Annotated in this window: 22 protein-coding genes; 13 read left to right on the forward strand and 9 right to left on the reverse strand. The window is 56.2% G+C overall.

The features are described from left to right. The first annotated feature begins 116 nt into the window (after positions 1–116). The 10 genes from PQR63_RS20735 to PQR63_RS20780 are packed head-to-tail and all read left to right on the forward strand — an operon-like array spanning position 117 to position 4,846. Complete coding sequence (locus PQR63_RS20735) at positions 117–557, forward strand: hypothetical protein (RefSeq protein ID WP_408169842.1); 441 nt, start codon at positions 117–119, stop codon at positions 555–557. Next, complete coding sequence (locus PQR63_RS20740; RefSeq protein ID WP_408169843.1) at positions 554–976, forward strand: zinc-finger-containing protein; 423 nt, start codon at positions 554–556, stop codon at positions 974–976. Before PQR63_RS20735 ends, PQR63_RS20740 begins: the two co-directional genes overlap by 4 nt. 10 nt (positions 977–986) lie before the next feature. Next, positions 987–1,532 carry a hypothetical protein gene (locus PQR63_RS20745; RefSeq protein ID WP_408169844.1) on the forward strand — a complete coding sequence of 182 codons (546 nt, stop codon included), beginning with the start codon at positions 987–989 and terminating at the stop codon, positions 1,530–1,532. 3 nt (positions 1,533–1,535) lie between these two features. Continuing rightward, positions 1,536–2,120, forward strand: a complete 585-nt coding sequence (locus PQR63_RS20750; protein ID WP_408169845.1) for a hypothetical protein — start codon at positions 1,536–1,538, stop codon at positions 2,118–2,120. Continuing rightward, the gene (locus tag PQR63_RS20755; RefSeq protein ID WP_408169846.1) at positions 2,120–2,392 is read left to right on the forward strand and encodes a hypothetical protein; all 273 of its coding nucleotides are present in this window, start codon (positions 2,120–2,122) and stop codon (positions 2,390–2,392) included. The genes PQR63_RS20750 and PQR63_RS20755 overlap by 1 nt, the downstream gene beginning before the upstream one ends. Then, on the forward strand, positions 2,389–2,772 hold the full coding sequence (locus tag PQR63_RS20760) for a hypothetical protein (RefSeq protein ID WP_408169847.1): 384 nt from the start codon (positions 2,389–2,391) through the stop codon (positions 2,770–2,772). The genes PQR63_RS20755 and PQR63_RS20760 overlap by 4 nt, the downstream gene beginning before the upstream one ends. Further along, entirely contained in the window at positions 2,769–3,311 is a 543-nt protein-coding gene (locus PQR63_RS20765; RefSeq protein WP_408169848.1) for an HNH endonuclease signature motif containing protein, read from the forward strand. The genes PQR63_RS20760 and PQR63_RS20765 overlap by 4 nt, the downstream gene beginning before the upstream one ends. A gap of 9 nt (positions 3,312–3,320) precedes the next feature. Continuing rightward, positions 3,321–3,614, forward strand: coding sequence for an ASCH domain-containing protein (locus PQR63_RS20770; protein ID WP_408169849.1), 294 nt, complete (start codon positions 3,321–3,323; stop codon positions 3,612–3,614). Position 3,615: 1 nt separating this feature from the next. Further along, positions 3,616–3,819 (forward strand): DUF4224 domain-containing protein, encoded by a 204-nt coding sequence (locus PQR63_RS20775; protein WP_408169850.1) that lies wholly within the window; start codon positions 3,616–3,618, stop codon positions 3,817–3,819. A gap of 25 nt (positions 3,820–3,844) precedes the next feature. Then, positions 3,845–4,846: a tyrosine-type recombinase/integrase gene (locus PQR63_RS20780; protein WP_408169851.1), complete on the forward strand. Its 1,002-nt coding sequence runs from the start codon at positions 3,845–3,847 to the stop codon at positions 4,844–4,846. Between the two features lie 390 nt (positions 4,847–5,236). Here the strand turns inward: PQR63_RS20780 and PQR63_RS20785 are convergent, their stop codons facing one another. After that, positions 5,237–5,512 (reverse strand): hypothetical protein, encoded by a 276-nt coding sequence (locus tag PQR63_RS20785; RefSeq protein WP_408169852.1) that lies wholly within the window; start codon positions 5,510–5,512, stop codon positions 5,237–5,239. A gap of 133 nt (positions 5,513–5,645) precedes the next feature. Here PQR63_RS20785 and PQR63_RS20790 point away from each other — a divergent pair, with 133 nt between their 5' ends. Next, positions 5,646–6,305, forward strand: coding sequence for a thiopurine S-methyltransferase (locus PQR63_RS20790; protein ID WP_408169853.1), 660 nt, complete (start codon positions 5,646–5,648; stop codon positions 6,303–6,305). 29 nt (positions 6,306–6,334) lie between these two features. Here the strand turns inward: PQR63_RS20790 and PQR63_RS20795 are convergent, their stop codons facing one another. Next, positions 6,335–6,775 carry a winged helix-turn-helix transcriptional regulator gene (locus tag PQR63_RS20795; protein WP_408169854.1) on the reverse strand — a complete coding sequence of 147 codons (441 nt, stop codon included), beginning with the start codon at positions 6,773–6,775 and terminating at the stop codon, positions 6,335–6,337. A 166-nt stretch (positions 6,776–6,941) separates the two neighbouring features. Between PQR63_RS20795 and gstA the strand changes: the two genes are divergently transcribed. Continuing rightward, positions 6,942–7,550: a glutathione transferase GstA gene (gstA, locus tag PQR63_RS20800; RefSeq protein ID WP_408169939.1), complete on the forward strand. Its 609-nt coding sequence runs from the start codon at positions 6,942–6,944 to the stop codon at positions 7,548–7,550. A 23-nt stretch (positions 7,551–7,573) separates the two neighbouring features. Here the strand turns inward: gstA and PQR63_RS20805 are convergent, their stop codons facing one another. Beyond that, positions 7,574–8,608, reverse strand: coding sequence for a dienelactone hydrolase family protein (locus PQR63_RS20805; protein ID WP_408169855.1), 1,035 nt, complete (start codon positions 8,606–8,608; stop codon positions 7,574–7,576). A gap of 256 nt (positions 8,609–8,864) precedes the next feature. Here PQR63_RS20805 and PQR63_RS20810 point away from each other — a divergent pair, with 256 nt between their 5' ends. Continuing rightward, positions 8,865–9,320: a hypothetical protein gene (locus PQR63_RS20810; RefSeq protein ID WP_408169856.1), complete on the forward strand. Its 456-nt coding sequence runs from the start codon at positions 8,865–8,867 to the stop codon at positions 9,318–9,320. 39 nt (positions 9,321–9,359) lie between these two features. Here PQR63_RS20810 and PQR63_RS20815 read toward each other — a convergent pair whose 3' ends face one another. The 6 genes from PQR63_RS20815 to PQR63_RS20840 all read right to left on the reverse strand — a co-directional run bounded on the left by PQR63_RS20815 (position 9,360) and on the right by PQR63_RS20840 (position 16,457). Further along, positions 9,360–9,503 (reverse strand): hypothetical protein, encoded by a 144-nt coding sequence (locus PQR63_RS20815; RefSeq protein WP_198361802.1) that lies wholly within the window; start codon positions 9,501–9,503, stop codon positions 9,360–9,362. A 172-nt stretch (positions 9,504–9,675) separates the two neighbouring features. Continuing rightward, positions 9,676–11,025, reverse strand: a complete 1,350-nt coding sequence (locus tag PQR63_RS20820) for a sigma-54-dependent transcriptional regulator (RefSeq protein ID WP_408169857.1) — start codon at positions 11,023–11,025, stop codon at positions 9,676–9,678. Between the two features lie 41 nt (positions 11,026–11,066). Next, entirely contained in the window at positions 11,067–12,899 is a 1,833-nt protein-coding gene (locus tag PQR63_RS20825) for a sensor histidine kinase (RefSeq protein WP_408169858.1), read from the reverse strand. Positions 12,900–13,046: 147 nt separating this feature from the next. Continuing rightward, on the reverse strand, positions 13,047–14,342 hold the full coding sequence (locus PQR63_RS20830) for an MFS family transporter (RefSeq protein ID WP_408169859.1): 1,296 nt from the start codon (positions 14,340–14,342) through the stop codon (positions 13,047–13,049). A 262-nt stretch (positions 14,343–14,604) separates the two neighbouring features. Next, on the reverse strand, positions 14,605–14,838 hold the full coding sequence (locus PQR63_RS20835) for a hypothetical protein (protein WP_408169860.1): 234 nt from the start codon (positions 14,836–14,838) through the stop codon (positions 14,605–14,607). Continuing rightward, a complete protein-coding gene (locus PQR63_RS20840; RefSeq protein WP_408169861.1) occupies positions 14,835–16,457 on the reverse strand; it encodes a methyl-accepting chemotaxis protein in 1,623 nt (540 codons plus the stop codon). Before PQR63_RS20840 ends, PQR63_RS20835 begins: the two co-directional genes overlap by 4 nt. Positions 16,458–16,553 lie beyond the last annotated feature (96 nt).

Genomic DNA, 16,553 nt, shown 5'->3' on the forward strand with positions numbered 1-16,553 from the left:
GTAATTTAGTGATTTAGTCAAATGGCTATCCATACCCAACTTCCAATCTACAAGGTTGCTTATGACCTGCTCGATGTTGTGACTAATATCGTCAAGAACATGTCGCGGAGTATTTCATGAACAAGATCGGGAATATTAAGCATGGCGGTCATGGCACGCTGACTTATAGCCGCTGGAAGGCAATGCGTCAGCGCACCAGCGGCAAGCGCGACCAACATCATGCGGAGCACTACGCAGGTGTTTCGTGCTGCGATCGCTGGTCCAGCTACGAGGCGTTTGCGGAAGACATGGGCGAATGCCCGGCCGGCCACACGCTGGATCGGTTTCCAAATGCTGAGGGCAACTATGAGCCCGGTAATTGCCGGTGGGCCACGATGGCGCAGCAAAACGCGAACCGATCAAGCTGCATCCTGATTACTCGCGACGGCATCACAAGGACGGCAACCGAGTGGGCGCGTGAACTTGGCTTGAATCCTTCGACAGTGATCGAGCGGTTGCGCCGTGGATTTAGCCATGAAGACGCGCTTAGCCAGCGTGACATGCGCAGGAAAGCATGAAAAAGCAGAAGACATGCCGCTATTGCCAACAGCCAGCTCAACTGCTTCGCAAAGGCGACCAAGGATATCCGTACTGGCGCGACTATGGGCCAACTTGGACGTGCGTTCCCTGCGGCGCCTGGGTCGGGTGCCACGAAGGAACAACGAACGCCCTTGGCGGCCTTGCGAATGCCGAGCTGCGCGACTGGAAGATAAAGGCTCACGCCGCTTTTGATCCTCTGTGGCAGGCAAAGATTCGGCGGGATGGCTGCACCAAGTCAAAAGCTAGGCGCGCCGGATACAAATGGCTTTCCGAGAAATTGGGAATTGATTTGAAGAAGACGCACATCGGGTACATGAGCGTCGAGGAATGCAAGCAAGTCGTTGAAATCTGCGCCTCAGTTGGTCAGCGCGACAAAACGCCGGAAACAAACACTTAGTGAGGATGACATGAAAGACCAAGACCTGTGCAACCTGCTGAACCGGCATCAAGGCCCAATCGGTCAAGTTGAAGTGTGCCGCGAGGCTGCTGAGCGAATTGCCGCGCTGTCGCCGGAGATGAGCAAATCCAAGGCTGTCGCGCATTACACCGAGCAAGCGCGCCTGGCATCGCCGCAAGTAACGGATGAGCAGATCATGAAATTGACGCGTGTCATTGACTGCTTGGAAATTCTGAATGCACGGCCTCGTCCAATGTGCCGCGACTGCGCCGACGAATGTGGTGTCTGCCCTCATGACGACCTTGACTGCGACATGGCAGGTCTGATCGCATCTGCCCGCGCCCTTCTCTCAGCACCGCCGGCAGCAGAGACGCATTGCATTGCCTGCGCGGGTCATGGCGCATCGCTGGATGGAAGCCGTGATTGCGTGCGCTGCGGTGGGACTGGTGAGAAGACTCCAGCAGTTCCACTTAACGCAAATTCAGTTGTGACAGGTGCGCTTAACGCAAAGGCAGCAGCAGCATTCACCATTCTCAGCACACCTTTCAGAAAGTAAGCCATGACCTTAGACATAAAACGTGAGCGCCGGGATTTTGAGGCGCAACCAGGAATCAAAGAATCCTACGATCTGACCGGCTTCTATGCCGAGGGTGAGTGGGCATATAACGACGGGAAAGCTAATTGTGCTTTCTTTGACGGTTGGCTTGCCGCCAAGCGCGCCGCCGTGGGGAGCGCGGAGCCGTTCACTTATTACAAAGCACCGTTCAAAGGCTGGCCTGAGTACAGCAAAACAAACGAATTCAGTGATGGCAGCAGCGACGGCATCCCTCTTTATCTACACGCCCCTCCAGCGCCTGTAAGTGCGGAGCCGGTAAGGGTGTGGATTGCGAAGTATAAGTATGACCTTGCCGATATTTATGATTCAGAGGGCAATTACATTGCCACTATGTATGGGAAAGAAGCGCGGGCCGTAGTTGAGTCGCACAACAAAAGCGCCCCGCCATTCACAGATACGAAGGACAGCGAGCTTTTGAAAGCCTTGGAAGAATTGGTCGCTGTGGCTGAGAAAGTTGATTCGTGGGAGTCGTTCCCCCGCGCGCCGCTTGAAAGAGCTTACGCAGCTATCGCGGCTAAGGGGGCGTGATGTACGGTGAATTTAGCCAGTCCGATGCGGACGAAATCACAACAGAACATGCGCACAGAACGCTAGGCCATAGGATTGCAGACGGCCACAAAAAAGAGCGTGATGAGGCCATAGGCAATGCAGAATACTGGCGCGAGGAATACCGAGTGGCGGCACACGCCTTGTCCGAACTGTTGCAACGACAGCACAAGACCGATAAAGACGACATCGTGACGGCTCTTGCAGGAATTTCAACAAGCATGAATGTTATCGCAAAGAAGGAATCCCCATGAGCCACCAGTTACCGGAGTTGCCAGAAACGCCCTACCTCACTTTTTGGAGGGAAGAAGCTACGCCAATGAATCCCTTTCATGCTGAACATTTTAAATTCAGTGATGTGAAACTTCTTCCATGGGGAAGACAAAATTTAGTGCGCTTATACACCGCCGACCAAATGCGCGCCTACGCCGAACTCGCCATTGCCAGCGTGAAGCGGGAGCCGCTGAGCGATGAGCAGATTGAAGCGATTTGGGAATCGCATAAATATAAACTGAGCGGCTGGGACTATGACGGCATGAGTGTCATGCAAGAGACTGATTTCGAAAGAGGTGCTCGTGCCATCGAGCAGGCCCACGGCATCGGCGCAACCGTCAAGGACCCAGAGCAAAAATGAAATCTATTCTTACCCAGGATTATCTCAAATCTCTACTTCATTACGATCCAGAGTTGGGGCGATTCTTTAGGATTGTTGCTCGCGGAAGGATGGGGGCCTTTGGAAGTATGGCCGGCGGCCTTAAAAAGACTGGCTATCGCAGTATTCTGATAGACGGCAAATCCTACCAAGAGCATCGCCTTGTTTGGCTCTACGTCTATGGTGTGATGCCTGAAGATCAACTTGACCACATCAACCACTGCAAAGACGACAATCGTGTCGAAAACCTGCGCGAGGCGTCGAATCAAGAAAATAACCGAAATCGTTCAAAGAGTAAAAATAATATCAGCGGGATTACAGGCGTACATTGGCACGAGAGCGGTAGCAAGTGGCGAGCATGTATTAAGGCCGACGGAAAATCAAAGCATCTCGGTAGCTTTGAACATTATTTCGAAGCAATATGCGCTCGCAAGTCCGCAGAATTGCATTATGGTTTTCACGAGAATCATGGCATTCGAGAAGTATCAATCCGAGATAACGCCACCAGCACCAGGCACTGAGGAATCGTAATGGCTGACTTGATACTGCCGGTGAAGGCGATTTACTTTCACCAGATCCGCGAAGGATCGAAGCCGGAAGAGTTTCGGCTAGACAATGAATACTGGCGCAAGCGGCTGGTTGGTAAGACGTTTGACCGCGTAATCGTGACGCTGGGCTATCCGAAGGCCGGCGATACATCACGCCGCGTTATCCGGCCATGGCGCGGCTACGTCATGCGCACCATCACACATGAGTTCTTCGGCAATATGCCGCAGCATGTATTTGCAATCAACGTGTCGGTGCCAGGCGCTGAGGGAGAGTGAAGTGTTTCTGACCGAAGAAGAAGTAGCGATCCTGACCGGTCGCAAGATGAAGGGGCGCCAGATCGAGGCGTTGCGTCAGATGGGCGTGCCGTTCCGGATCAATGCGACCGGGCATGCTATCGTCACGCGTGCGGCCATCGAGGGGCGCAAAGAAGAAGCTGCAGCGCGGCCAGCGTGGACGCCGCGCGTATTGAAGGCTGGTTGAGATGGGCCGCAAGCCGACGCGAAACATGAGTCTGCCGGCAGGGATGCGCGCGCGCCACCGGGCGACCAAGACTTATTACTTTCTGGATACTGGCGAGAAGCCGCGCCGCGAGATCCCGCTGGGCAGCGATTACCACCTGGCTGTCATGAAGTGGGCTGAACTGACGGTGTCCAAGGCGGCAACGACGAACTCAATCACGTTTCGTTACGTCGCAGGCCGCTACGTCAAGGACGTAATCCCGACCAAGGCACGTCGCACGCAGATCGACAACCTCAAGGAATTGGACTGGCTATACAAATTTTTCGATGACGGCGCCGCAATTCTTGACGACATTGAGCCGAAGCACATCCGGCAATATCTTGACTGGCGCGAAGCCAAGGTACGAGCCAACCGCGAAAAGGCGCTGTTCAGCCATATCTGGAACTATGCGCGCGGCAAGGGACTGACCAACAAGGCCAATCCCTGCGCCGGCATCAAGGGCAATGCTGAGACTGGGCGCGACATATACGTCGAGGATGCCGTCTATCGCGCCGTATGGGACGCCGCCGGCGACACGCTGCGCGATGCGATTGACCTCGCCTACTTGACCGGCCAGCGCCCTGCTGACGTCCTCAAGTTGTCGCATGCCGATATCAAGGATGGCGCCCTCGTTGTGCGCCAGAACAAAACCGGAAAACTTCTTCGTGTAGCGATCGAGGGGCAACTCGCCGCGGTGATCAAGCGGATCAGCGAGCGGAAGGTTGTAGGAACGACGCTGATATGCACCTCTGCCGGCCAGCCGATGACGGCCTATATGCTGCGCGGGGCATTTGGACGGGCGCGCACTGCAGCGGCAAACAGCCACCCTAAACTCGCAGCTCAGATCAAGGCATATCAGTTCCGTGACCTGCGCGCAAAGGCAGGAACGGACAAGGAAGAGTCGGAAGGCATGGGGGCTGCTCAGGATCAGCTTGGGCATACGACGGCGACGATGACGTCACACTACGTCAGACACCGAAAAGGGAAGCTGGTGACTCCTACGAAATGAGCGGATTCTCGTTCCGCAAAAATATTGCAACCCGCCACCATACTGACTTTCAAGAAGGCTAAGTTTACTAAATTGCGGAACAAAATAACAACGTAAGTATTTGATTATGTTTAAATTGGCGATGGACTCTTAATCCGTAGGTCGAGTGTTCGAGTCACTCACGCCCCACCAAAGAATACAAAGGACTTGAATCGAAAGATTCAGGTCCTTTTCTTTTTGTACGAAGAAATGACGACGAGGAAAGTGACTGGGATTCCAGCTCGAAATCCTCTCACGCACGCATCAGAGATGTGCGCGTTTTCTCAGCGCAAATTTTGATCAGTATTTTTTGAACTGCAGCATGACCGCGCATAAATAGAACATCGGCGGCCATGCTTGCACATCATGCAGTTATGCCGCGCGCGTCGCGATATGCGCATCAAACTCGCGCTGCGCTTCTTCAAGCGCCTTGAGCGCGTTTTGCCACGGTTCGTAGTCGGCCATGGTCAACCACTCCTGGCCTGGATTCTTTTTCCATTCTTCCAGCTTCGAATTGAGCAACTCATATTCGCCAAGCTGCACCTCAAGCAAGATTTCGATCTTTCCCATCAGCTCACTGGCTTGTTCCGCCCATGCGTCTGGTGCTGCGGGAGTTTCTGGTGTTGCCGGCGTTTCTGGTGTTTCCATTTTTTCCTCCATGAGATCGCAGAATCCTAACATGAAAGAGCACGCCCTCTTGCTTCTCTGCATCATGGCTTGCGCATCACCGGCGGTACAATACGCATCACCTTTGCACTCAACAATTCAACGGGACAACACCATGGAAGCAGAATTCTGGCTGGAGCGCTGGCGCGATGGGCGCACGCATTTTCATCAACATCGCGTGACGCCACTATTGCAGAAATACTGGCCCACGCTTGGCCTGCCGAAAGACAGCCGTGTCCTGGTGCCGCTGGCGGGCAAGTCGCTGGATATGCTGTGGCTGGCGGAACAAGGACATCGCGTGTTGGGAGCCGAGTTGTCGCAACTGGCGGTGGAACAGTTTTTCAGTGAGAACAATCTGCAGCCGGCCATCCAAAACTCTGTATACGGCAGTCACTACGTCGCCGGTAACATTGAAATCATCTGCGGCGATATCTTCAAACTCGATGCGGCGATCTTGTCGACCTGTTCCGGCGTGTACGACCGCGCTGCGCTGGTGGCCTTGCCGACGGCCATGCGTGCTCAGTATGCGCAGCACGTCTATGGCCAGTTGGCGAATGATTATCGCGGTGTCCTGATTACGCTCGATTATCCGCAAGAGCAGATGGATGGCCCGCCTTTTTCGGTGCAGGATGAGGAAGTGCAATCGATCTATTCTGCGCACTCCGAGGCGGCCATCATCGACCGGCGCGATATTCTGGACAAGGAACCGAAGTTCCTGGAACGCGGCGTAAGCCGGCTGGATACGGTGGTGTACAAGCTGCAGCGTCGGGCTTGACGCCTCGCTGGTAATGCTGAAAAGACCGCTTACTTTGCGGTTTTTTTCGCCATGTTTTTGGCTGTACCTTTAGTCATTTTCTGTATCCGTATCGTGGTCATGCCCTTGCGCGCCGCGTCGTCGCTTTCTGCGCCCTGCTCGCTCTCTTCTCGCGGCGGCCGGGCCTTGAGCCAGCGACCGAAGGTATGCAGCATCTCGAGCAAGGGCTTGAGTCGTTCTCCATCGCCAGTCAGTGCATATTCCACGCGCACCGGCACCTCCGGGTAGACGGTGCGCAAGACCATTCCGGTTTCCTCCAAGGCCCGCAACTCCAGCGTGAGCATGCGCTGCGAGATATTGGGAATATCCCTGCGCAATTGATTGAATCGCTTCGGACCGTCGAGCAGGAAGTGTGCAATCAACATGCGCCAGCGACCGCCGACAAGACTCATCGCTTCTTCAACCGGACAGCCGGATACGTTCTCTTTCATGCACTTTCCCTAACGCGCTTATATAGCGGTGATCAAACAGCGGCGATCAAAAATATAGCGGTATAGTTTTTGTACCTACACCACAAAAAACTGCCTTCTATACAACGGTAACCACCATCGAGATAATACCTCTCCTTGTCACCACGGAGATCGTATGAAGCCCGCCCTGAAACTTTATTTTGCACCTGAGACCTGCTCTTTTTCACCGCACATTGTCTTGCATGAACTCGGCCTGCCTTTCGATCTGGTCAAGGTCAATAACCAGACCAAGCAGACCTCGGACGGCAAGGATTTCTTGACGATCAATCCCAAGGGATACGTCGCAGCGCTGCAGCTAGCCAATGGTGAAGTACTGACCGAAGGCGTCGCCATCCTGCAATACCTCGCAGACTTGAAACCCGAAGCGGGTCTGGCGCCGATCAATGGCTCATGGGAACGCGTGCGCTTGCAGGAGATGCTGAACTTCATCACCAGCGAGATACACGCCGGCCTGAGTCCGCTCTTCAATGCGGAGATTCCGGAGGAAGTGAAACTACTGTTCAAAACCAAACTGAACAAACGCTTTGACCAGATCGAGAACACGCTGCAGCGACGCGACTATCTGCTCGGCGATGCCTTCACCGTAGCGGATGCTTATCTTTTCACGGTGCTGCAATGGACTCGTTTCTTTGCGATCGATCTCAATGGCTGGCCGGCTATCGCTGCCTATCTGGAGCGCATTCGCCTGCGCCCTTCGGTGCAGGCCGCGTTACAACGCGAAGCGGCCTTCCATTGACGATTGTTGATGATCTTTCATAATCAATCGATCATCTTGATCTTGCGCAGAAAATCCTCGATATCTTTTGCCGCCATGTTGCGGTATTTGCTGTCGTAGGACCCGACCGTCACGCCTCGCTTCACGCAATCTTTGTACATCTGATTTTCTTCCGCGAGCGAGAGGCGTTGGCCGGTCGGGACGACAGATCTGGCCCAGGACGGGATGTCGGTTTCCACCATCGGGCAGTCGCGTGTTGAGGTACCTGTCGGGAGATAATGCGCGCCCTGATTGTTGTCGAAACTGTGGTTGGCGCCTTCATAGACGCGATAGTCGATCACGTCCGGATACTCTTGCTGCATGCCTTTGATCTGATCGAGACAGAACCGGGCTGGCGTATAGTCATCCTTGCTGCCCATCAAAAACAGCATCGGCGCGCCGGTGCGATCAAAGCTGCCGTTCTTGCGATAACGCGAATTCTGACATCCTGCGTAGACAGGAATATGGAAAGCAAATTGCAGGTTCTTGTCCGCACGTAAAACATTGTCGCGGAAAGTCTTGGTCGACGTTTCATTGGCAGCCAGACCGCCGCGACTGAAACCGATGATGCCGACTCTGTTGGCGTCAAAACGCGGATCCGCCGCGATAAATTTCAACGCGAAAAATGCATCTGCGGTGTCTGCCGCATTGCTGACCAGCGCCTGGTCATCAACCGTACTCTTTACGCCACGCGGTGTAAATGAATCCACAACGAAGCTGGCAAAGCCCAGCTTGTTGAAATACGGTGCCCAGAATGCGGTGTCCTTAGCTTCAATCCCGGCGCTGCCGTGGGCGATGATCACGACCGGAATTTTGCCGCTGACAGGGATCGTGGGTAGAGAGAGATAACCAAAGATTTCAATGGGCTTGCCAGGCTTCCTGGCCATCTCGAATTTGTTGGCGTATTCCGCCGAGGGGAAAGCGATCTTTTGCTGGGCGTACGCTGGTGATCGCCATGCCGAGGCGGCGACAAACAACAGCAAGCACAGAATGAGTCGCAGGAAAACAGTGGCGTGACGGCTGACGGCAGTGTGCTTCATGGTCGCTTTCTTCTGGAGGTGAATGACGGAGCGTGACGGATCATGATGTCGGATTCCGCCAGCATCTTACCTGTGGATTTCAAATCCGGCAGAGCGACGCCACTCATTGCATGAATGGCAACAAACGCAAACTTCATCCGCAAGACGCGTCATCACGGTGCCGCCGCATGCAAAAGAGCCGATAATGCAGGTCTCCGAAGGGGAGCCAGTGTTGCAAGTAGGCATACGCAAGCAATAACAACCAAGAACTAATCACATGCACGATCCAGAGCAAGATTCTCCACAAAATCCCGAGCAAGATCCGGAGCAAGGCCTCGGTGACGTCCAGCCTACCCGCCCGTGGATTGTCCTCACAACCACCTATGACGTGGAAGCGTGGATAGACAACTACAACCGGGATTTGCAACAGGCGGTCAAGAAGGACAACACCAAGGGCTACGGCATCTGCTTTTGCCTGGAACTGGGCGGCGAAGTCTATATGCACACGACATCGGAAGGCGACATTTTGCTTGATGTCACCGAAGAGGCTGAATGGGTAGCGCCGGTGATCACGGCCGCAACAGGTATCGCTGCGCCGGGATCATCGGTGTGGGGCTTGCCTGGCGACACGCTGACGCAACTGGTGCTGGGGCTGAGCGGCTTGATTGTGGCCACACGCATCGTGGTCAGCCACACGTTCAAGACACCGAAATCCTGGCCGCAGCGTTATTGAGTCAATGCTGAGTCGCACAAGAAGCAGACTCAGCGCAAATCAGTACTGTGGTTTTGGTTTGGTATTGACGGCGCGGCGCGCATCAGCGTCACGCTCGGATTTTTTTTCGAATTCTGTTCGTTCGCAGGCGCACAGGATAAAAGCGATGCAGGCGGCCAGCGACAAGGCGATAAAGCGCTTCATGACATTCCCCAAATTGACGGATCCGATGCTGCTTGGCGGTGATGACGCAGCTTGAAATCGCACCCGATGTTTCCCTAGGCCAAAAGTCTAACCCAGCCCCTGTCAAAAACAAAGGACATACGTTAAATATAGCGCGAACAGCGGCTTATGCCACCCGTGCTAACTGCACCACTCACACAACAGATCCGCGTGTGGTCGCCAGATCGTATTTCTTGATCTTGTCATAAAGCGTCTTTTTGGGAATGCCCAAGTGCTCCGCAGCCAACGCTACATTACCCTCGGCAGTTGCCAACGCTGCCTCGATCAGGCTGCGTTCGTAGACGTCGAGCTGCTGCGGCAACGCTGCTCCGCTCACTGACGTATCAAGAACAATGCCATCTGCCACCCCCAATACCCAGCGATCGGCAAAATTACGCAGCTCACGCACATTGCCGGGCCAGTCGCGCTGCTGCCATTGCGCCATCTGCGCAGCCGTCCATGCAGGTGCTTCGCGACCATAGCGGATCGCTGCAGCGTGGATAAAGTGCGCCAGCAGCAGCGGGATGTCTTCACGCCGTTCGCGCAGGCGCGGCAGGTCGATACTGACCACGCCGATGCGGTAATACAGGTCTTCGCGAAACGCGCCCTGCCCGCTCAATTGCAGCAAGTCCACCTTACTGGCGGCAACCACACGGCAATCGATGACGATCGATTCATTGCCGCCCAGACGTTCCAACCGGCGTTCCTGCAACACGCGCAGCAGCTTGACCTGCAAGGCCATGGGCATGCTTTCGATCTCATCGAGAAACAGCGTGCCGCCGTTGGCATATTCGAGTTTGCCGATACGGCGTTTTTGCGCGCCGGTAAAAGCACCGGCCTCGTGACCGAAGATTTCGCTTTCGAACACACTCTCCGGCAGTGCGCCGCAATTGATCGCGACGAACGGTCCCTTGCGCTCACTGGCGGCATGCAGCTGACGCGCTACGACCTCCTTGCCGGTGCCGGTCTGACCGTTGATGAGGATATCCACGGCGGTCGGGCCGACGCTGCGGATCAGCGTACGCACGCGCTCAATGGCGGCGGATTGCCCTACCAGTGGCGGTGTATCGGGATCGGCTTGCCAGGCTTCTTTGAGACGGCGGTTTTCGAGAACCAGATTGCGCTTTTCCTGCGCGCGTTTTGCGGTCTCGACCAGACGTTCCGCCGCAAAGGGCTTCTCAATGAAATCGTAGGCACCGGCGCGCATCGCCTCCACCGCCATGCCGACGTCGCCGTGGCCGGTCACCACGATCACCGGCAGATCGGCATCCGCTGCGACCACGTGGGCCAGCACCTCCAAACCGGAACGGCCCGGCAGCCGCACATCGGTGACGACGATGCCGGCAAATCCCGCATGCAACAGCGGCAAGGCTTGCTCGGCGTCAGCGCAAGCCTGTACGGAGAAACCACCCAGCTCCAGCGTCTGTGCCGTGGCCTTGCGCACGCTTTGCTCGTCCTCGATCAGTATTGCCAGCGCAGCCGGCGCCGGTGATTGCTTGTTCATTGTCCGTTCTCGCTTATGTTTCGCTTATGTTTCGCTTATTTTTAGCTCGTTCGTTCTTGCTCTGAGATGTCAGGCAAGCGCACGATAAATTCGGCCCCGCCTTCCGGAAGATTATGCGCCGACAACTGCCCGTTCATCGCCTGCACGATGGATGATGAAATCGCCAGTCCGAGGCCCAGCCCCTTGCCGGTCGACTTGGTGGTGAAGAAAGGTTCGAACAGATGCGGCACGACCTCGTCGGGGATACCCGGTCCGGTATCGCGGATACGGATCACGACTTCTGCATCTGCACCTATACCTTCGCGATCAAGAATCACCGTCACACGCTTGTTCGCCACCAACTCTACCGAATCGACGGCATCAATGGCATTGCGCAGCAGATTGATCAGCACCTGCTCGGTGCGTACGGCATCCCCCATGACTTGTACCGGATGACGCACGTCAATTTCAATGGCGATCGCCTGTTGCTGAAATTCATTGCGTAGCAACAGTACCGCAGCTTCCACCGTCTGCGGCAGATCCACTACCGCGATGGCATCGCCGCTCTTGCGCGCAAAACCTTTGAGCTGACCGATGATCTTGCCCATGTGGGCGCTGGCGCTGCTGATGTGTTCGAGGTTTTCTTCAACCTGCGGCAACTGACCGCGCCGCATGAACTGCACGGCGTTATCGGCAAAGGCGCGAATAGCCGCCAGCGGCTGGTTCAGCTCATGCGTCATGCCCGCTGCCATCTGCCCCAGCATGGCAAGTTTGCCGGCCTGTACCAGTTCGTTCTGTGTCGAGCGCAACAAGCTTTCGGTCTGCTGCAGCTTGGCGTAACGGCCTCCGAGCGCCTGATTGGCGACACGCAGCTCCTGAGTGCGCACGGCGATGGTGGCATCCAGTTCTTGTGCGGCGCGACGCAAGGCATCGCGCGACTCCAGCCGTTCTTGCAAACGCCGCCTGCGCTGATAAAGCGCCCATAAGGAAATCGCTGCAATCGCCATCACCAGCGCCACCCACATTGCCCACAGCATGGCCACGCGAGCGATGCGTGCCTGCGAGGGAAACAGCATCAACTGCCATCCTTGCTTGGGGATGGCCTGCATGATGTGCTCGCCAAAACCGCGCCGCTGTTCCCTGCGCATGGAGCCGACCGATGCGATCGGCTGGTCGGCGTACTGATGCGTGCCGGCCAGTTCTTGCTGCCTGCGGCTGTCGAGCGGGCGCAGGCTGTGATATTTCCACAGAGGGCGATTACTCAGGAACACCACGCCACTGCTATCCACCAGCGTGATCGGATCATCGCTGCTGCGCCAGGTGTGTTCGAATTCAGACAAATCAACTTTGACGGTCATGACACCGATCGGCGCGCCCTGACCGCGCGGTACACCCGCCGGATAAATCGGCTGCGCCATGAAATAGCCCGGCTCACTCGAAACATTGCCGATGCCGTAGAAGCGGCCGATGCGGCCGGCCAGCGCTTCGCTGAAGTAAGGCCGGAAGCCGAAATCACGGCCGACAAAGCTGGTGTCTTCGTTCCAGTTGCTGGCCGCCAGGGTCATGCCCTTGTCGTCCATCATGTAAATCGCCAGCACACGCGACTGGCGCTGGATCGATTGCAAGGTTTGGTTAAGGCGCGCGACGGCTTCGGCGTCGTCGGGATGGTGCAGCACCTGATCCACGTCAGCCAGAGCGCCGAGCGCAAAAGGCATGGTCTCGAACTTGTCGAGTATCGACTGCAAGTCCAGTGCGACGATCTGCAACTGACGCTGACCGGCGGCACGCAAGTCATTGCGCGCCTTGCCTGCAGCGATAAAATAAGTCGCAAAAAAAACCGCCACCGCGCACAGCGCGACGACGGTGATCAATATTGGAGTCTTGCGGGAAGTCATGTCAGGCAAATCGATCCGGTCTGAATAAAATGATGGTGAGAGTAGAAGCGCGGCAGCAGTGCCCGCCATGATACTCGCCTCCACCGAATCACAGCCGGATGAATCGCAGCCGGACAAACCGGCTGGAGACCCGTCCCCGCAGAATCATCAGTCCTCGTCTTTGAGGTAGCCGACCTTGGTTGGATCCTTCATGCGGAAGGAAATCAGCAAGGCAATCGCGCACATGATCGAGACGTACCAGTAGAAGCTGGACTCCATGCCCGCCGCCTTGAACGACAGCGCGACGAATTCAGCCGAACCACCGAACAGCGCATTCCCAACCGCGTACGACAGGCCGACGCACAGCGCGCGCACTTCCGGCGGGAACATTTCCGCCTTGATCAGGCCGCTGATCGAGGTGTAGAAGCTGACGATCGCCAGCGCCAGAATCGCCAAGCCGAAAGCGGCATACGGATCAGTGACGTCTTTCAGCAAATGCAGGATGGGCACGGTGCACAAGGTGCCAAGCACGCCGAAGCACAGCATCATGTTGCGACGGCCGATCCTGTCGGACAGCGCGCCAAACAGCGGTTGCAACACCATGTAGACGAACAGCGCACCCGTCATGACAGCGCTGGCGGTCTTGGCATTCATCCCGGCTGTGTTGACCAGGTATTTCTGCATGTAGGTGGTGAAGGTGTAGAACATCAGCGAACCACCGGCAGTAAAACCGACGACGGTGAAAAACGCGCCCTTGTGTTTCCACAAACCGGCGAAGGTGCCGGCTTCTTTCTTCTTGCGGGTTTCGTCGCTGGCGGTTTCAGTCAGCGAGCTGCGCAGGTACAGCGCGACCAATGCACCGGCGGCACCCAGCACGAACGGCACGCGCCAGCCCCAGGCACGCAGTTCTTCGGTGCTCAGTGTCTGCTGCATCACGACTAATACCAGCACCGCCAGCAACTGGCCGCCGATCAGCGTGACGTATTGGAAAGAGGCGAAGAAGCCGCGATTGTTCTTCGGCGCGACTTCACTCATGTAGGTGGCGCTGGTGCCGTACTCGCCGCCAACCGACAAGCCCTGAAACAGACGCGCCACCAGCAGCAGGAAAGGCGCTGCGGCGCCAATCGTAGCGTAGGTCGGCATGAAGGCGATCATCAGCGAACCGCCGCACATCATCAATACGGAAATCATCATCGAACGGCGACGGCCGTGCTTGTCGGCGATACGGCCAAATAGCCAGCCGCCGATAGGACGCATCAGGAAGCCGGCCGCGAAGACGCCGGCAGTATTGAGCAATTGCGTCGTGGTGTCGCCCTTGGGGAAGAACGCGGGTGCGAAATAAATGGCACAGAAGGAGTAGACGTAAAAGTCGAACCACTCCACCAGATTGCCGGACGAGGCGCCAAAAATGGCGAAAATACGCTGCCGCGTATCTGCTGCTTTTGAAAGGTCTTGCTTGATCATCGTTATCTCCGGATGTATCCCTGTATTTATTAAAAGGCAGTACACGGTGCATGCAGAGCATGTTGACGACCCGGTTGACGACCCGGTTGACGAACCTACCGGTGCGTTCCACATGTTTGCTTCAGTCCGTATGCTGCCGAAAAGGGGCAAAAAGCGCCTGCAATCGTAATCCGCATCAGAAAGCGGCACGACAAGAGCAAGAAAAGGACGTTGATTTACTGCGAGGAAGTTGGCGTCACATCTGTCTCCTGATTTTTATTTTTCAGATTCCTAATGCAGGCTTCGTGCCAATCGGAGATACAACAGCAAAAAAACACCAAGCCCTTGATTCAAAAGAATATTTAAAAATCAAGGTGGCGGAGGCGGAGGCTTGAATTTGCGGATATCCGGAATCCCGGACAACCACTTTCCGGATATCCATCCTGACGCCGATAAAAAAGCCCGGACCTTTGCAGGGCCGGGCTTCATGGCGGAGAGCAGCATCTTGCAGGATCAAGGCAAACGCGGCTCCTTCGGCGTGATGTCGATGGTGCGGCGCGCCTGCGGCAGTGCCGGTTTGCCATTGCTGGCGCTGATCGTAAAGACGCTGACCAGTTGCGCCAGACTGTCGGCCTGGGTCTGCATCGATGCAGCCGCCGCGGCAGCCTCTTCCACCAATGCCGCATTTTGCTGGGTGACCTGATCCATCTGCGTGATCGCGTGATTGATCTGTTCAATACCGGTGGTCTGTTCCTGGCTGGCGGAGCTGATCTCGCCGACGATGTCGGTGACGCGCTTGACGCTGTCGACCACTTCTTGCATGGTCGCACCGGCTTGCTCGACCAGCTTGCTGCCGTTGCCGACTTTTTCGACGGAATCGTTGATCAGCACCTTGATCTCTTTGGCTGCTGCGGCAGAACGTTGCGCCAAACTACGAACCTCCGAGGCAACCACCGCAAAGCCGCGGCCTTGTTCACCGGCACGCGCGGCTTCGACCGCGGCGTTCAATGCGAGGATATTGGTCTGAAAGGCGATGCCGTCAATCACGCTGATGATGTCGACGATCTTGCGCGACGACTCGTTGATGGAGCCCATGGTATCGACCACTTGCCCCACTACACCGCCACCCTGAGTAGCGATCTCGGAGGCGGATACCGCCAGCTGGTTGGCTTGGCGCGCGTTATCGGCGTTTTGCTTGACGGTGGAGATCAGCTCTTCCATCGAGGATGCGGTTTCTTCCAGCGCGCTGGCTTGCTGTTCTGTACGCGAAGAGAGATCCAGATTACCGGCAGCAATTTCGCTTGATGCCGTGGCAATGGTGTCGGTGCCGCTGCGCACGTTGGTGACGATGCCGCGCAGGCTGTTGCTCATGTCTTGCAGAGCTTGCAACAATTGGCCGGTTTCGTCCTTGCTGTTGACCTTGACGTCGGCAGTCAGGTCACCCTCGGCAACACGGCGCGAGAGGACGACGGCGGTATTGATGGGGCGCGTGATACCAACGGTCAGATACCAGGCGCACAGCACGCCAAGCGCCAAGATCAGGCCTTCCAGCACCAGCAGCAGAACGCGGCTTTCATTGGCGATGACGTCGATATGCTGGGCGGTTTCATCGATATCCTTGCGCTGCAGTTCAACCAGCTTGCGCATGGTGTCCTGATACGCCGTCGACGCCGGAACGAAGACCTTCTCAAGCACGCGCTCAGCTTCTTCGATATTGCCTGCAGCCTTGGCCTTGTTGATGTCGTCGCGTGAAACCAGGTAGATCTTGCGCTGCTCGCCGATCTGCTGGAACAGCTTCTTTTCTTCGTCCGTTTCCAGCAAGGCTTCCACCTTCTTCTGATATTCGCCGGAGCTCTTGGAAGATGCTGCGGCCTCTGCCGCAAAGTAAGGGCCGAGCGCCGGATCACTGCTCTTGGCGATGGCGATGGTGCGACGGATGCCGCTGGCGAGATTGGCGTACCAGTCGCCGATCAGCCGTTCCTTCAGCAGCGGCTGGCTCATCATGTCGCGCGTCGCGTCCGACACTGCCTGCAAACGCCAGATGCCGATGCCGGTAATCACGATGGAAAAGGCCAGAATGAGGGCAAAGCCCAACGTGAGGCGCTTGCCGATCTTCATGTTTCCGATAATGTTCATTGCTTGTTTCCATCCCTGGTTTCCGCCGCTGCTGCGGCTTGTTTTCGATGTTCCTGTGTGCACTGCACACCTGCCCTGCCGAGGTACCGGCAAAGA

This window comes from Herbaspirillum rhizosphaerae, assembly GCF_046025915.1.
GTDB classification, from domain to species: domain Bacteria; phylum Pseudomonadota; class Gammaproteobacteria; order Burkholderiales; family Burkholderiaceae_D; genus Herbaspirillum; species Herbaspirillum rhizosphaerae_A.

What these genes read in the sequence shown, in the direction of transcription:
- PQR63_RS20735 (WP_408169842.1), top strand. Translation starts at nt 117, where the DNA reads ATGAACAAGATCGGGAATATTAAGCATGGCGGTCATGGCACGCTGACT.
- PQR63_RS20740 (WP_408169843.1), top strand. Translation starts at nt 554, where the DNA reads ATGAAAAAGCAGAAGACATGCCGCTATTGCCAACAGCCAGCTCAACTG.
- PQR63_RS20745 (WP_408169844.1), top strand. Translation starts at nt 987, where the DNA reads ATGAAAGACCAAGACCTGTGCAACCTGCTGAACCGGCATCAAGGCCCA.
- PQR63_RS20750 (WP_408169845.1), top strand. Translation starts at nt 1,536, where the DNA reads ATGACCTTAGACATAAAACGTGAGCGCCGGGATTTTGAGGCGCAACCA.
- PQR63_RS20755 (WP_408169846.1), top strand. Translation starts at nt 2,120, where the DNA reads ATGTACGGTGAATTTAGCCAGTCCGATGCGGACGAAATCACAACAGAA.
- PQR63_RS20760 (WP_408169847.1), top strand. Translation starts at nt 2,389, where the DNA reads ATGAGCCACCAGTTACCGGAGTTGCCAGAAACGCCCTACCTCACTTTT.
- PQR63_RS20765 (WP_408169848.1), top strand. Translation starts at nt 2,769, where the DNA reads ATGAAATCTATTCTTACCCAGGATTATCTCAAATCTCTACTTCATTAC.
- PQR63_RS20770 (WP_408169849.1), top strand. Translation starts at nt 3,321, where the DNA reads ATGGCTGACTTGATACTGCCGGTGAAGGCGATTTACTTTCACCAGATC.
- PQR63_RS20780 (WP_408169851.1), top strand. Translation starts at nt 3,845, where the DNA reads ATGAGTCTGCCGGCAGGGATGCGCGCGCGCCACCGGGCGACCAAGACT.
- PQR63_RS20785 (WP_408169852.1), bottom strand. Translation starts at nt 5,512, where the DNA reads ATGGAAACACCAGAAACGCCGGCAACACCAGAAACTCCCGCAGCACCA.
- PQR63_RS20790 (WP_408169853.1), top strand. Translation starts at nt 5,646, where the DNA reads ATGGAAGCAGAATTCTGGCTGGAGCGCTGGCGCGATGGGCGCACGCAT.
- PQR63_RS20795 (WP_408169854.1), bottom strand. Translation starts at nt 6,775, where the DNA reads ATGAAAGAGAACGTATCCGGCTGTCCGGTTGAAGAAGCGATGAGTCTT.
- PQR63_RS20805 (WP_408169855.1), bottom strand. Translation starts at nt 8,608, where the DNA reads ATGAAGCACACTGCCGTCAGCCGTCACGCCACTGTTTTCCTGCGACTC.
- PQR63_RS20810 (WP_408169856.1), top strand. Translation starts at nt 8,865, where the DNA reads ATGCACGATCCAGAGCAAGATTCTCCACAAAATCCCGAGCAAGATCCG.
- PQR63_RS20815 (WP_198361802.1), bottom strand. Translation starts at nt 9,503, where the DNA reads ATGAAGCGCTTTATCGCCTTGTCGCTGGCCGCCTGCATCGCTTTTATC.
- PQR63_RS20820 (WP_408169857.1), bottom strand. Translation starts at nt 11,025, where the DNA reads ATGAACAAGCAATCACCGGCGCCGGCTGCGCTGGCAATACTGATCGAG.
- PQR63_RS20825 (WP_408169858.1), bottom strand. Translation starts at nt 12,899, where the DNA reads ATGACTTCCCGCAAGACTCCAATATTGATCACCGTCGTCGCGCTGTGC.
- PQR63_RS20830 (WP_408169859.1), bottom strand. Translation starts at nt 14,342, where the DNA reads ATGATCAAGCAAGACCTTTCAAAAGCAGCAGATACGCGGCAGCGTATT.
- PQR63_RS20840 (WP_408169861.1), bottom strand. Translation starts at nt 16,457, where the DNA reads ATGAACATTATCGGAAACATGAAGATCGGCAAGCGCCTCACGTTGGGC.